This window comes from Pseudarthrobacter sp. TAF60_1, assembly GCF_052113505.1.
Classification (GTDB): Bacteria; Actinomycetota; Actinomycetes; order Actinomycetales; family Micrococcaceae; genus Arthrobacter.
The window spans coordinates 17,653-30,509 of the sequence record NZ_JBFRDI010000012.1 but is presented as its reverse complement, the minus strand read 5'-3'; the positions used below and the strand labels follow the sequence as shown (position 1 = coordinate 30,509).

The 12,857-nt window shown below is 66.0% G+C and carries 12 protein-coding genes; 6 read left to right on the top strand and 6 right to left on the bottom strand.

All coding sequences use genetic code 11. From position 1 onward, the window contains the following. Positions 1 to 2 precede the first annotated feature (2 nt). The 5 genes from AB4Y73_RS14125 to AB4Y73_RS14105 all read right to left on the bottom strand — a co-directional run bounded on the left by AB4Y73_RS14125 (position 3) and on the right by AB4Y73_RS14105 (position 5,046). Positions 3 to 617, bottom strand: coding sequence for a TetR/AcrR family transcriptional regulator (locus tag AB4Y73_RS14125; protein ID WP_441872511.1), 615 nt, complete (start codon positions 615 to 617; stop codon positions 3 to 5). 100 nt (positions 618 to 717) lie between these two features. Continuing rightward, entirely contained in the window at positions 718 to 1,902 is a 1,185-nt protein-coding gene (locus AB4Y73_RS14120; protein ID WP_441872510.1) for an NAD(P)/FAD-dependent oxidoreductase, read from the bottom strand. After that, positions 1,899 to 2,096, bottom strand: coding sequence for a ferredoxin (locus tag AB4Y73_RS14115; protein ID WP_441872509.1), 198 nt, complete (start codon positions 2,094 to 2,096; stop codon positions 1,899 to 1,901). The genes AB4Y73_RS14120 and AB4Y73_RS14115 overlap by 4 nt, the downstream gene beginning before the upstream one ends. Beyond that, positions 2,093 to 3,265: a cytochrome P450 gene (locus AB4Y73_RS14110; RefSeq protein WP_441872508.1), complete on the bottom strand. Its 1,173-nt coding sequence runs from the start codon at positions 3,263 to 3,265 to the stop codon at positions 2,093 to 2,095. Before AB4Y73_RS14110 ends, AB4Y73_RS14115 begins: the two co-directional genes overlap by 4 nt. A gap of 53 nt (positions 3,266 to 3,318) precedes the next feature. Continuing rightward, positions 3,319 to 5,046 carry an MFS transporter gene (locus AB4Y73_RS14105; protein WP_441872507.1) on the bottom strand — a complete coding sequence of 576 codons (1,728 nt, stop codon included), beginning with the start codon at positions 5,044 to 5,046 and terminating at the stop codon, positions 3,319 to 3,321. 245 nt (positions 5,047 to 5,291) lie between these two features. On the opposite strand from AB4Y73_RS14105, the gene AB4Y73_RS14100 reads away from it, so the two are divergent. From AB4Y73_RS14100 to AB4Y73_RS14075, 6 genes are all read left to right on the top strand, one after another. Continuing rightward, a complete protein-coding gene (locus AB4Y73_RS14100; RefSeq protein WP_441872506.1) occupies positions 5,292 to 6,302 on the top strand; it encodes a phosphotriesterase in 1,011 nt (336 codons plus the stop codon). A 53-nt stretch (positions 6,303 to 6,355) separates the two neighbouring features. Continuing rightward, positions 6,356 to 7,309 carry a phosphotriesterase family protein gene (locus AB4Y73_RS14095; RefSeq protein WP_441872505.1) on the top strand — a complete coding sequence of 318 codons (954 nt, stop codon included), beginning with the start codon at positions 6,356 to 6,358 and terminating at the stop codon, positions 7,307 to 7,309. A 63-nt stretch (positions 7,310 to 7,372) separates the two neighbouring features. Further along, on the top strand, positions 7,373 to 8,497 hold the full coding sequence (locus AB4Y73_RS14090; protein WP_441872504.1) for an FAD-dependent monooxygenase: 1,125 nt from the start codon (positions 7,373 to 7,375) through the stop codon (positions 8,495 to 8,497). Between the two features lie 3 nt (positions 8,498 to 8,500). Next, a complete protein-coding gene (locus AB4Y73_RS14085; RefSeq protein WP_441872502.1) occupies positions 8,501 to 9,448 on the top strand; it encodes an alpha/beta hydrolase in 948 nt (315 codons plus the stop codon). Then, positions 9,445 to 10,413: an MBL fold metallo-hydrolase gene (locus AB4Y73_RS14080; protein ID WP_441872501.1), complete on the top strand. Its 969-nt coding sequence runs from the start codon at positions 9,445 to 9,447 to the stop codon at positions 10,411 to 10,413. The genes AB4Y73_RS14085 and AB4Y73_RS14080 overlap by 4 nt, the downstream gene beginning before the upstream one ends. Further along, positions 10,406 to 12,142, top strand: coding sequence for a CocE/NonD family hydrolase (locus AB4Y73_RS14075; RefSeq protein ID WP_441872500.1), 1,737 nt, complete (start codon positions 10,406 to 10,408; stop codon positions 12,140 to 12,142). Before AB4Y73_RS14080 ends, AB4Y73_RS14075 begins: the two co-directional genes overlap by 8 nt. Positions 12,143 to 12,205: 63 nt before the next feature. Here AB4Y73_RS14075 and AB4Y73_RS14070 read toward each other — a convergent pair whose 3' ends face one another. After that, positions 12,206 to 12,844, bottom strand: a complete 639-nt coding sequence (locus AB4Y73_RS14070; protein WP_441872499.1) for a PadR family transcriptional regulator — start codon at positions 12,842 to 12,844, stop codon at positions 12,206 to 12,208. Between the last annotated feature and the right edge of the window lie 13 nt (positions 12,845 to 12,857).

Sequence of the window (12,857 nt, the reverse complement as noted above, 5' to 3'; positions counted from 1 at the left end):
GCTCAGCCTTCGTCACACAGCAGGTGATACCAGCTGTCGGCCAGCACCTCGAGTGCATGTTCCCGGTTGGGCTCGAACTTCCGGCGTGTCCAGAGCGTGGCCACGTAGTCAAGCGAGGTAAAGGCGAGGGTACCCCGGATGTGGCGGGTCTCTTCCGGGAAGCGGCCGGCCAGCTCCATGCCCCGGACGAGGTCGGAGATGACCTCTTCGTGCCATCCCTCAAGCATGGCCCGCACTTCACGGTCCACTGCTGCGGCTTCGTCCAGCACATCAAGGTAGGGGCGGAAGACCGGCCACAGAGCCGCGCGGGACTCAAGCCACGCAAGGATGCCTGACAGTTCACCCTCCCGCACGACGTCCACCAGTTCGGCGGCCGTAGAACCCTGTTCGGGGGCGTCCGCGCGCTCCAGCAGGGCGTTGACGCGCGCCATAAAGTCCCGCATCAAATCGCTGCGCGAAGGGTAATAGGCGTAGAAGGTTGCCCGGGTGGTTCCGGCTGCCGCGGCGACGTCATCGATGGTGGTCGCGGCGTAGCCCTTTTCGGTGAACAGCTGAAGGGCCCGTTCGACGATGACGTCGCGGGTCAGCTGTTTCTGGGCTTCTCGCAGCGACGACATGAGTCAATCCTATCGGTGGGGTGCGGCGGCCGAACGCACGCAGCGACGCGGTGCGCGGGGACGGCCCTGGCATGCCATGGCGAAAAGCGTGCCGGACACATCAGACGCCCGCAGCTACGGTCCGCTGGAGGGCTCCCGGACCGGCATTGGCCAGGCGACGCAGCTTGGGAATGGGAATCCGATAGTTGATTGCAGCGGCCGTGCCGGAACCGTCCGGGTGCTCCCAGCGCAGCAACATCGAATCCGCCCCCTCGCCGGCCTCGGAGTAGTCGGGCGAGCCGATGACCGGGGTGAAGCCCACCGATTTGAGCGACAGGCCGAACCCCTCAGTCCAGAAGTACGGCTGGAAAGTGAACTCGGGTGCGGCGTCGCCCTGAAGCAGTCCGACGGCGGCGGCCTTGGCCTGGTCGATGGCGCTCGTCCACAGCGGAATCCGCTGCATGCCCCGCTGGGTGGGGAAGAACGCCACGTCGCCGGCGGCGACGACGTCCGGCCGACGCCGGCCACGCGAGTCGACGCGCAACGAGCCATCAACAAGAAGTCCGGAGCCGGCCAGCCACTCAATGTTCGGCTCGTCACCAATGGCGATGACCACGAGGCCCGCCGTTAGCGTGGTGCCGTCGGCCAGGACAACCCGCTTCCCGCCATCGGAATCCACGATGCGGGCCTTCCCTCCCCCCACCACCCTCAGTCCCCGCCGGATGGCGGCGGAGGTGAAGATATCGGCCAGGTGGCCGCCGAGCTGATGGGAAAGTGGTGTGGAATCTGAGACGAGGGTGACCTCGCAGCCCACGTGCAGGCAACCGGAAGCGACCTCCATACCCAGAGGGCCGCCGCCGATGACGATGACAGAGGGTCGCGAGGCGACGCGTTCCTTGAGCAGGACCGCATCCTCTATGGTGCGCAAGGTAAGCTCCCGGAATTGGTCCGCAGCTCCTTCCACCGGCCCGAGACGCTTCGCCCGGGAGCCGGAGGCGATGACCAGGCCGTCGTACGGCAGCTCACCGCCCCCGTCCAGGCGCACCAGCCGGGCGTCCACGTCCAGGCCGGTGGCACTGACGCCGAGCAGTTCGGCGGCTTCGTGGGTCGGCTGGGGCAGCTCATGGGCCTGCAGGTTGTCCTCGCCGTGGAGCAGGGCTTTCGACAGCGCGGGCCGACTGTACGGGTGGTGGCGCTCAGCGCCCACCACCGTCAGCTCGCCGTCGAAGCCGGCGGAGCGCAGCGAATCGCACGCTGTGAGTCCGGCAATGCCGTTGCCCACCACCACGATCCGGCGCATCGTCATGCCGCGGCCAATCGCAGTGCGGCGACGGGGCAAATCCTGACCGCGGCGTTCGCGGCGTCGAGCTCTGGCCCGTCCACCACCTCCGGGACATCGATCACCAGTTCCCCGTCGTCATCCAGGTGCATCAGCTTTGGCGCGGCTTCCTCACAGAGTCCGTGGCCCTCGCAGCGCGGCCGGTCCAGTTCGATCCTCATGCTGCCACCACCTTGGTGACCTCGAGCTTCTCGATGCTCCGCGTCATGTTGCTCGGGACCCGAACCTCGTCCCCGATGGTCAGCGACTGCACCCGGCGGGCAAGGGCCTCGATGATCGCATGGCCTTCAAGTCTCGCCAGGCCCTGGCCCGCACAGCCATGCGGGCCGTAACCGAAGGACAGATGATCCACGGGGTTGCGGAGCACGTCGAACGTGTCGGGATTTTCGTAGTGCCGCGGGTCCCGGTTCCCGGCCCCGAAGAGAATGCCAACCTGGGCGCCTGCGGGAATCGTTACGCCGTCGATCTCCACATCGCGCGTTGCCTTGCGGCCCCAGACGTGGATGGGCACCCAGTAGCGCAGCACCTCGGCGAAAGCGGCAGGCACGAGTTCCGGGTTGGCCCGGACCAGTTCGAACTGGTCCGGGTGGCGCCCGAACAACGCAATGATATTTCCGATCGAGGCGATCGTGGTGTCGACGCCGGCACCGAGGTACTGGTGGATGATGTGCCCGGCAGTGCCTTCCGGGATGTCGCCCCTGGTTTCGGCGTCGAAGATGCCGCGCCCGATGGAGCCGGGGGCGAGGTCTTCGGCAGTCACCGACGAGCACCAGCCGTAGAGCTCCCCGGCGATGGGGAAGCTCTCCTGGGTGCGCTGGTTCAGCGGGCCGAGGACCTGCATCGCGGCCTGGCCCCAGCGCAGCATGTTGTCCTTGACGTGTCCCTGGAAACCAATGAGGTCGGCAACGATTTCGATGGGGAAGGCTCGGGCCAGGGCGTCGATGGCCTCGAAGCTGCCGCTGCCGGCGAGCTCGGCGACGAGCTTGTCGGCCTTTTCGTCGATGACCACCTTCAGGCCGCGCAGGGCGCGGGGGGTCAGGTTCTGCGACAGCGTGGCGCGGAGCTGCGTGTGAAGGGGCGGATCGGAGGCCAGGGAGGTGCCCTGCAGCGCCTCATTCACCATGGGGTTGAACCCGATGCTGGTGGACGAGAAGGTTTCCGGATCGCCGAGGGCGTCGCGGATGGCGTCGTAGCGGGTCAGCACGTAGAGGTCGTTCTTGGGCAGGTGGACCAGTGCAGCCTGCTCGCGGAGTGCGGCGTAGGTGGGGTAGGGATCGACGAGGATATCGTCAGCCCAGATGTCGATGCCTGATTCGATGGGTGCAGTCACGGTGTTCTCCTTACGGATCGTGGCGGTAGGTGGTGGGTCGACGAGGGCTTCCGTCAGTTGGTGACGGCGGCCTCGGCGTTTGCTTCGGTGGTCTCCGCGATGTCATCGACTGAGGGTGCCGAGGACCGTGCGGAGATGAAGAGGGTAAGGACGGCAGACAGCGTCGCCGCAATGCCGGCGGCGAAGTACACAGCCTGGAAGCCCTGGCCGAGGGAAGTCCCCGCGATGCCCTGGATCTGGGGCTGGGCCGAGGCGAGGGCCTTGACCATGCCGTCGACCGCCTGGGCCGGTGCGCCGCTGGCCGCTGCCTGGCCCGTGAACTGCGCGATCACGCCGTCCCAGCCGGAGAGGAAGCCCAGCGGCGGAACGTTGGACAGCCCGCTCACGGCTTCCGCCGGAAGGCCTGCACCGCTAAGGATCCCGGCAATAGGTCCGGCAAAGGCGGTGGCCCCGATGCCGAAGGCGATGGCTGAGCCCACAACGGGGCCGAGGGCGAAGCCGAGGTCACGCAGCAGGTTCGTTGTTGCCGAGGCCATACCGATCTGCCGGGGCGGAACCGTGTTGATGGCTACCGCGGTGACTGAGCCAACGGTGAGGGCGAACCCGATACCGAGCACCAGAAGCGGCGGAATGAACGCCGTCCACGGAGTCCCGCCGAAGGCTTCGGGAGTGCCGAGGGCGAACGACGAAAGCCAGAAGCCCGCGACGGCCATGAGGGCAAACCCAGCGGTGAGAACCCAGCGCGGGGCCACGTGGTGGATGAGCCAACCCACCACCGGGATGAAGGCGAAGGCAGGACCCTGAATGAAGACGAAGAGCACACCGATCTTCCAGGTCTCGGCCAGCGCGAGTCCACTAACGGCGACGCTCGTGCTGAAGCAGATTGCCAGGAAGGCGAACATGCCCGTGACCGCCACAATGCCGGTGATCGAGTAGGCGCTGTTCTTGAACAGCGAGAGGTGGATCAGTGGCTCCGCTGTGCGTGATTCAATGACGACGAAAGCAACCAGGAGGACGACTCCGGCGACGTAGCTGGCGATCACCTGGGCGCTGCCGAAGCCGGCATCCACCGCGGTCACCGTGGCGTAGAGAACGGCGATGAGGCCAAGTGCCAGCGTGAACTGGCCGGGCAGGTCCAGCTTGCGCCCTTCGGCGGCTGCGGAGTCCTTCGCCCGGAGTGCGACGAGGAGCACGAGCACGGCAAGGCCTGCGGCAACCAGGTAGGCCGCCCGCCAGCCGCTGAACTCGTTGGGCGCACCCGGAGCAGCGCCTGGCACCGTGAAGACCTGCGCCGTGAAGCCGGCGAGCACCGGTGAGATCACTGCGCCGAGGGACAGGAACCCGGCCCAGGTGGCGATGACCTTCGCCCGGGCCCGGTGGTCCGGGGTGATAGCCGCGATCATGGACAGCGAGATGGGGAACAGGATGCCTGCCCCGATGCCGCCAACCGCCTGCGCGAAGATCATCATTTCGGTGGTCGGCGCCACCGCGGCCAGCACGGAGCCGACCACGCTGACCGCAGCGCCGGCGTAGAGCAGCTTCTTGCGCCCAAACATGTCGCCCAAGAGTCCCCAGCTGAGCTCAAACACCACAATGCCCATCAGGAACATGCCCGCAATCCACGTCAGGCCAGCGCCCGAAGTATGGAATTCCACGGCAAAGGTCCCGCTGAGGGCACCCGGCAGGGCATTAGTGATCTGCGCGAGCGTGACCGCGCTGTAGGCCGCGATAAAGGTGGCCCGTACCGAGCTGCGGCTCACTACGGGGATTGTCTGGTTCATCAATGAAACTCCCTTGTTTCTGAATAGATGTGGCGCTTCCCACAGTCTGACGCCAGACTTTACACAATGTCAAGAGTATCTACTTTACGTTTGGCTCGTAAACATTTGGACTAATACGTGGCGTCCAATTCTTTGACACTATGTATAGAAATATGTGATGCTGGCTACATTGCAACGGAGCGAAGGCATGGCCCCACCTCCGCGGTGCCCCTGCATTCAGCCCCCATCTTCAAGGGAGAAGCCAAGTGAGTCACACCACACCCGTCGCTACCGGTGACGCGTTCCATGCCCCAACCGGGCCAACCGTCAACACGGTCCTGGGTCCCGTCCCTGCTTCTGAACTGGGCGTCGTCGCAGTCCACGAGGCCCTGTTGTCAGTACTCCCGGGCGCTCAGTACGCCCCGGATATCTCCATGGACCGGGCGGAGATCTTCGAGGTCCTCGCCGCCAAGCTCAATGAGTTCCGTGAGCACGGCGGTAAGACCATCGTGGACAGCACCGGAATGTTCCACGGCCGTGACCTCAAGCTCTACGAAGCACTCTCCCGCTCGACGGGGGTCCACATCGTCGCTTCCACCGGCCTCGGGCCGGAGGAAGAACTCGGCGGCTACTTCCTGACGCCGCAGACCAACCCGCCCACCCCGTGGCCGGCCGAGAAGTTCGCCGATCTTTTCGGCAAGGAAGTCACCGAGGGAATGGTGGTCCCCCGGGTTGAGCGCCGCGCTGCTGCCGGAATCGTCGCCACCATCGCCGACCGCGCCGGCATGACGCCGACCGAGGAAAGCCTGTTCCGCGGATCCGCCCGCGCCGCCAAGAACACCGGCGTGCCCGTCTCCATCCGTTTTGGCGCGGACGTCCTGCACGACCTGGACATCGTCCTGGACGAGCAGATCCCGGCCGACCGGGTACTCGTCGGCGACCTCGACCGCAGGGACGCCAAGAGCTCAGCCATTGAGGTTGCCGCCCGCGGGGCCTTCGTGGGGATCGACCACGTAGGCCTGAACGACCATGCGGACTACGTCACCGACCAGGAGCGCGGCGAACTGGTCCTTGAACTGGTCAAGGCCGGCCATGCGAACAAGATCATCCTGTCCGGCAACTCGGTCGGCGTTGCCAAGGGATTGCCGGAGTACAACCTGCCCTACAGCCACGTCCTGACCACATTCGTGCCTTTCCTCAAGGCACAGGGCCTCAGCGACGAAGACGCCCGGCGCATCCTTGAGGACAACCCGCGCAACCTGCTGACCGTGCGCTAAGCACCCCTCCGCTGCCCACCCCCAACAAGCTTTCGAACCCCTGAGGTGAACGAATGACCAAGGTCAACACCGTGCTGGGAACCATCCCGGCCGAAGAACTGGAAATCGTGGCGGTCCACGAACACATCGGCTACGGCATGCCCGGGTCCGAACTGGACACGAAATGGTGGAAGACGCCGGAACAGGCGTACGAGGAAACCGTGCCGAAACTCCGGAAGTTCCGTGAATACGGCGGCGGCACCTTCGTGGACGCCACCGGCATCTGCAACGGCCGCGACGTCGACTACTACAAGTCGCTGTCCCGGAAGACGGGCGTGCACATTGTGGCCTGCACCGGCTTCGTTGGCGGCGACACCACCCTCCCGCACTTCTCCCGCGCAACCGTGGACTACCTCGCGAAGGTCTTCATCCACGAGATCACCGTGGGAATAGGAAACACCGGCGCCAAAGCCGGCGTCATCAAAGTCGGCGTGAGCCGTGGCGGACGCATGACCGACCTGGACAAGCGCATCTACCGTGCCGCGGCCCGCGCCGCCGTCGTCACCGGCGCGCCGATCCTCACCCACCTGGCCATCGACCCGGAGCCGGCGGTGACCATCTTCAACGAGGAGGGCCTCCCCCTGGACCGTGTGCTCTTCGGCCACGCCGACGACGGCCTGAACGCTCCCATCACCCCGCACGACTGGATCTACGAGCAGGGCGGCCGCATCGGGTTCGACACCTTCGGCTACGACCTGGAACTGCCGGATCCGCCGTTCTGGGGCCGCAAGCGGGCAGAGCGCATGGAACACTTCGTCAACCTCGTGAACAAGGGCTACGCAGACAAACTCCTCGTCTCGGCCGATGCCAACTGCAGCCCCCTTGGCTGGCCGGGCGTTAAGGGCCACACCATCAACTACATCTTCGAGGACATGATCCCCGACATGCGGGCGGCCGGGATCGACGACGCCACGCTCAAACTCCTGCTCGAGGACAACCCGGCCGACTTCCTGTCGCTCCACGCCTGACCCCGGACAGACCACCACAACTTACCCCCAGGCCCCGCCTGGCACACGAAAGAGACTTATCCCATGAAGGCTGAAGACATCAAGAACCTCAAGATCGCCATCGTCGGCGCAGGCTACGGCGGCGCCGCCGCGGCCAAGGCCCTGAGCCTGCTCGGTGCAGACGTCAAGGTCTACGAGCAGGCTCCCCAGATGGGCGAGGTCGGCGCCGGCATCGGACTGCGCCCCGCCACCATCGCCCGGTTCCGCCAGTGGGGGATCTTCGACGCGATCGCCAAGGTCAGCTCGGCGAGCGACTACTTCGAGATCCTCTCCGCCACCGGTGACCCGATCATGAAGGACACCTGGCCGGAATTCGGCGAAGAGAAGCACACCTACCTCATCCACCGCCGCGACTTCATTGAAGCCCTCCTCAGCGTGCTCCCCGAGGGCATGGTGCAGCTCGGCCACAGGCTGGAGACCATCGAGGACAAGGGCGGCCGCTCAGTCCTGACCTTCGCCAACGGCGAGACCGCCGAGGCCGACCTGGTGGTCGGCGCAGACGGCATCAAGTCCTCAGTGCGCGAACAGCTCTTCAGCGACCAGGGCCCGGTGTTCTCCGGCGAGCACGCCTACCGCGTGGTGATCTCCGCCGATGACGCCCATGGCATGGTGACCGACGATAACCTCCGCATGTACATTGGCAAGGGCACCAAGGTCTACCTGCTGCCGCTGCGCCACCGCAACCAGATGTCCTTCGACATCACCGCCCTGAACCCGGACGGCACCTGGGCGCCCACCATCACCAAGGACGACCTCCTGAAGACCGTGGAAGGCTTCGACGAGCGGATCGTGGACATCACCCGGGGCCTGGACATGGACACCGTGAACATCCGCGCGGTCTACGACATTGACCCCGTCGACACGTGGCACACCGACTCCGTGGTCCTCATGGGCGACGCGGCGCACTCCATGCTGCACCACCAGGGCCAAGGCGCGAACTCCGCCATTGAAGACGCCGGAGCACTGGCCGACGCACTCGCCCAGGCCGGCTCGGTCAAGGAGGCCCTGGCCCTGTTCCAGGCAACGCGCAAGCCGGTGACGGACGAGCTGCAGCGCATTTCCCGCCAGGGCTGGAGCGAGGAAGAAGTCAACGATGTCTTCCCGGGCCAGAAGCCCAAGTCCCAGCAGCCCGCGCCGGCTCAGGCCTGAGCCATGCCGCTGCATCCCGAAATTGCCAGGATCCTCGGTACCCTGCCGCCGCCTCCTCCGGGTCCGCTGAACCCGGAGGCGATGCGCGCCGGCGAGGCAGCGCAGGTCCCGCCGCTGGAAGACCGGCTGCCGCTGCACGCCGTTGAGAACGCAACGGCCGCGACCCCGTCGGGCGACGTGCCGGTCCGGATCTACACACCGGCCAACGCCGACGCGTACGGGCTGCTGGTCTACTTCCACGGCGGCGCGTTCTTCCTGGGCAGCCTCGACACCCACGACCACGTGGCGCGGGCCCTGGCCAAGGAAACGGGCCACAAGGTCATCTCCGTTGGCTACCGGCTTGCCCCCGAGTCCGCCTTCCCGGCAGGGCTCGAGGACTGCTACGGCGTTGTCCGCTGGGCCGCGGCGCACGGTGAAAGCCTGAAATGGGACGGGAAGAACCTCGCCATTGCGGGCGACAGCTCGGGCGGCACTTTTGTGGCCGCCGTCGCAGCCAAAGCCCACGACGACGGGTTCGACCGGATCACCCACCAGGTCATGTTCTACCCGTCCCTCGACCTGGACTTCGACGAAGACCGGTACCCGTCGATGCGGGAGAACGCTGTCGGGTACGGACTCGAAACTGCGGGCCTCAAACCGTTCAACTCCTTCTACCTCGAGAACGGTGCGGATCCGGCCGATCCCCTTGTCTCCCCCATCAAACGCGAGGACCTCACCGGCCTGCCGGCGGCACTGGTTATTACGGCAGAGCTCGATCCCCTGCGCGACGAAGGCGAACTCTACGGCCAGCGGCTGAAGGACGCCGGCGTGGAGGCCACTGTCAGCCGGTACGCCGGCGCCGGGCATGGATTCGTCCAGCACTTCTTCTGGCTCCCGGAGTACCACCGGGCGTTCGAAGAGACGGGTTCCTTCCTGAACAGTGCACCGGTCAAAACGGGGGCGGGGCAATGACAGCACCAGTTGCCGTTCATCCCCTGGTCTCCCCCTGGGGACGGTTCGGGCTCTACAGCTTCTTCATCGACGCTCCGGAGCCGGCCATCGTGGACACGGGGATCGCGTCCTCGCCCGCCGAAGGCATGGTGCCCGCCCTTGAAGCGATCGGCCGCCGCATCGAGGACGTCCGCTGGATTCTCCTGACCCACGGCCACATCGACCACATCGGCGGCGCCTACGCACTGTGGGAACTGACGGGACGGCGCGCCCAAGTGGTCATCCACGAGGCCGACGCACCGATGCTCCGCTCACGGCGGGCCCACGTGGACGAATACCTTTCCGGGCGGGCGAAGTATCTGAATGACCCCGACGGCGAGGCGAAGCTGACGGCGGCCACAAACGCGGTCATCTCCGGTGAAATGGAGCCCACCATGCTGGTGCGGGACGGCGAGACCATCTCGCTCGGCGGGGACGTCACCGTCTCCGTCCACGCGATCCCGGGCCACACCCCGGGGTCGGTGGCCTACGTGATTGACGGACAGAACGACGTGTTCGTCGGCGACGCCGTCCAGGTCCACGGGGCAGCCAATGGATTCCCCGGGTTTGTGGACCCCGCCGGCTACCGTTCGAGCCTGCAGTACCTCAGCGACGAGATCCGTCCGCGGCATCTGTATCTGGGGCACCCCTACAGGCGTGCCGATGGCACACCCTACGGTGTCGAACTCGACGCAGACCAGGCCCGGGAAGCGCTCCAGGGGAGCCTGGAGATCGAGTCCCGCGTCAAGGAAGCGGTGTGCGGCTGCCTGGCCGCCGGCCTGCAGGCTTCGGACTCGCCGTATTCACCGTTCGCCCCCGTGGCCCAGGACCTAGGCTACGAGGGGGACCCCACGTTGGAGCCGTCACCGTTCTTCACCACGCTGCACGGCTACCGCACAACGTTCGACCGCTTGACCGAAGATGAGGAGTTACGCACCCATGGATGAGTTTCAGTTTTGGAATGCCGGCGGGGAAAAGATCGCCATCCGCAAGGACCTGCGCGTTCCAATGCGGGACGGCATCGAGCTCGCCGCGGACGCTTACCAGGGCGCTGACGACAAGCCCCGTCCGGCATTGGTGGCGCTGAGCCCGTACGGCAAGGAGCTCCAGGCCCTGGCCCTGACCACCCCGCCGCAGCGGCGTCCCAGCCCCATGTGGGATGGCTGCATCGAGGCCGGTGACATCGCCCGGATCGTCAAGGAAGACTACGTCCACGTGATCGGCGACCTGCGAGGCTCCGGCGCGTCCGGGGGCGAGCACATCGGCAACTACAACGCCGGCGGTGTTTCCCTGGGCCAGGACGCCTACGACTTCATCGAGTGGGTCGCCGAACAGCCCTGGTGCGACGGCAACGTGGGCATGGTGGGCATCTCCTACTTCGGCTCCATGCAGGTACTGGCCGCGGCCGAACGCCCGCCGCACCTGAAAGCCATCTTCGTCTCCGGCGGCCACTACGACTTCTACGAAACCACCTACCACGGCGGCGTGATGTGGTTCATGCCGCGTGCCGCCCGCGAAGGCCGCGGCGGCGACTCCGGCTGGGCGTTCACCGACGGCGTCAAGTCCCGGATGATCGAAAAGTACTCGCTGGAGGAACTGAAGGAGCTTGTCCGCAAGCGCCTGCAGGACCCGGACGTCGCAGCATGGCCTAACCTGGTCCACGTCCTGAACTACCCGAAGAACCACGAGGCCTGGTTCGACATCGTCATGAACGAGCTCGACGGCGACTGGTACGAGGAGCGCAACCCCATCACCCTGGCCCCGAACATCGACATTCCGGTGTGGCTGCAGCTGGACCAGGGCCGAGGTTGGACGCTGGATGGCACCATCGACCTCTACAACGAGCTGAAGGGCCCCAAGAAGCTGGACATCGGCCCCTACCCGCCCATGCAGTCGCGTCCCTTCATTGAGGAACACGACAAGATGTTCCGGTGGTACGACTACTGGATCAAGGGCATCGACAACGGTGTGATGGACGAACCCGCCGTCAGCGTCTTCGTGGAGGGCTCCCGTGAGCTGGTCACCGCGGACCAGTGGCCGCCGAAGGACGTGGAGTACAAGTCCCTGTACCTGCGCCCTCGCCACGCGCTGTCCACCGAACCCGAACTGATGGACACGGAGTACGCCGCTCCGGACGGCTTCTACCAGGCACCGCTGACGGTCACCGACAAAGTGGAAATCATCAGCTGGTCCACGCCTGTGTTCGAAGAGGCCACGGAGATGATCGGCACCGGCGCGGCACACATCTTCGCCGAGATCGACCAGCCTGACACCAACTTCATCATGCGGCTCTGGGATTACGCCCCCAATGGAAAGCGCCAGCTCATCACCAGCGGCTACCTCAAGGCCTCACACCGCGAACTGGACGAGCGGACCACGGAGGGCAACCCGCGCCACCCGCACACCCGCACCGAGCCGGTGGAACCGGGCAAGATCGAGGAATACGTGCTGCGCCTCTTCCCGTTCGCCAACACTTTCCTGCCGGGCCACAAGCTGACGGTGGAACTGTCCAACAACGAGCCGCTGGCGGACGAACACAACGCCCTGCTCCCCCCGGATGCCTTCCACCTGCCGGTGGGCCGCCCTGTCACCCACAAGATCTACCGCGACGCCACCCACCAGTCCCGGCTGGTGCTTCCGTTCACCGTCCGCAAGGCTGTGAAAGAAGCGAAATAGTCCCAGCCGGGACGTCCGGGCACGCCCGGACTTCTGAGGACAGCGCACGACGCCGGATCCTGGCTAATCGGCCAGGATCCGGTAGAGTGCGCGGCGGGTTTCGTCGAGCTTCTCCACTGCTGCAGTGCGTTGCTCTTCTGTTGCGGCGCTCCGGAACTGATGGATAACGCCCATCAGCTTCCCCACGCTCTGGTGGAATGCCGGCCCTGATCCTTCCGCCTCGGTGTTCCACGCGTTCTGCAGCTCCTCGGCGTGCTCAGCTACGTACGCCTTGCCGGTATCCGTGAGGGTGAAGTCTGTCCGCCTTCCCTCGCTGAGCGGCGTGATCAGTTCCTCGTCCACCAGCTGCTGAAGCGTTGGATACACGGAACCGGGGCTGGGCCGCCAGGCCCCCGAGGTTTTCTCCGCGATGGTCTTGATCAGGCCGTAACCATTCGAAGGGGCTTCAGCCAGGAGCGACAGGATCGCCCAGCGGACGTCCCCCCTGCCGGCGCGCCGGAAACCTGGCCCGAATCCGGGGCCAAAGCCTCCGCCCGGCCCGAACCCCGGACCAAATCCCGGCCCGAATCCGCCGCGCGGCCCGAATCCGGGGCCGAAGCCTCCGCCGCGGTGCCCGTGCGGGCCGCGCCGGCCTCTTCCGCGCTCAAACTTTCCCCGCCCGAACGGCGGTTCCAAAAACTTGTCATCGTGAATGCCTTTCATGGTGGCATCGTCC

Excerpts from the sequence above, each read along its gene's own strand:
- AB4Y73_RS14125 (WP_441872511.1), bottom strand. The coding sequence starts at position 617 with ATGTCGTCGCTGCGAGAAGCCCAGAAACAGCTGACCCGCGACGTCATC.
- AB4Y73_RS14090 (WP_441872504.1), top strand. The coding sequence starts at position 7,373 with ATGAAGGCTGAAGACATCAAGAACCTCAAGATCGCCATCGTCGGCGCA.
- AB4Y73_RS14095 (WP_441872505.1), top strand. The coding sequence starts at position 6,356 with ATGACCAAGGTCAACACCGTGCTGGGAACCATCCCGGCCGAAGAACTG.
- AB4Y73_RS14080 (WP_441872501.1), top strand. The coding sequence starts at position 9,445 with ATGACAGCACCAGTTGCCGTTCATCCCCTGGTCTCCCCCTGGGGACGG.
- AB4Y73_RS14085 (WP_441872502.1), top strand. The coding sequence starts at position 8,501 with ATGCCGCTGCATCCCGAAATTGCCAGGATCCTCGGTACCCTGCCGCCG.
- AB4Y73_RS14105 (WP_441872507.1), bottom strand. The coding sequence starts at position 5,046 with ATGAACCAGACAATCCCCGTAGTGAGCCGCAGCTCGGTACGGGCCACC.
- AB4Y73_RS14075 (WP_441872500.1), top strand. The coding sequence starts at position 10,406 with ATGGATGAGTTTCAGTTTTGGAATGCCGGCGGGGAAAAGATCGCCATC.
- AB4Y73_RS14120 (WP_441872510.1), bottom strand. The coding sequence starts at position 1,902 with ATGACGATGCGCCGGATCGTGGTGGTGGGCAACGGCATTGCCGGACTC.
- AB4Y73_RS14070 (WP_441872499.1), bottom strand. The coding sequence starts at position 12,844 with ATGAAAGGCATTCACGATGACAAGTTTTTGGAACCGCCGTTCGGGCGG.
- AB4Y73_RS14115 (WP_441872509.1), bottom strand. The coding sequence starts at position 2,096 with ATGAGGATCGAACTGGACCGGCCGCGCTGCGAGGGCCACGGACTCTGT.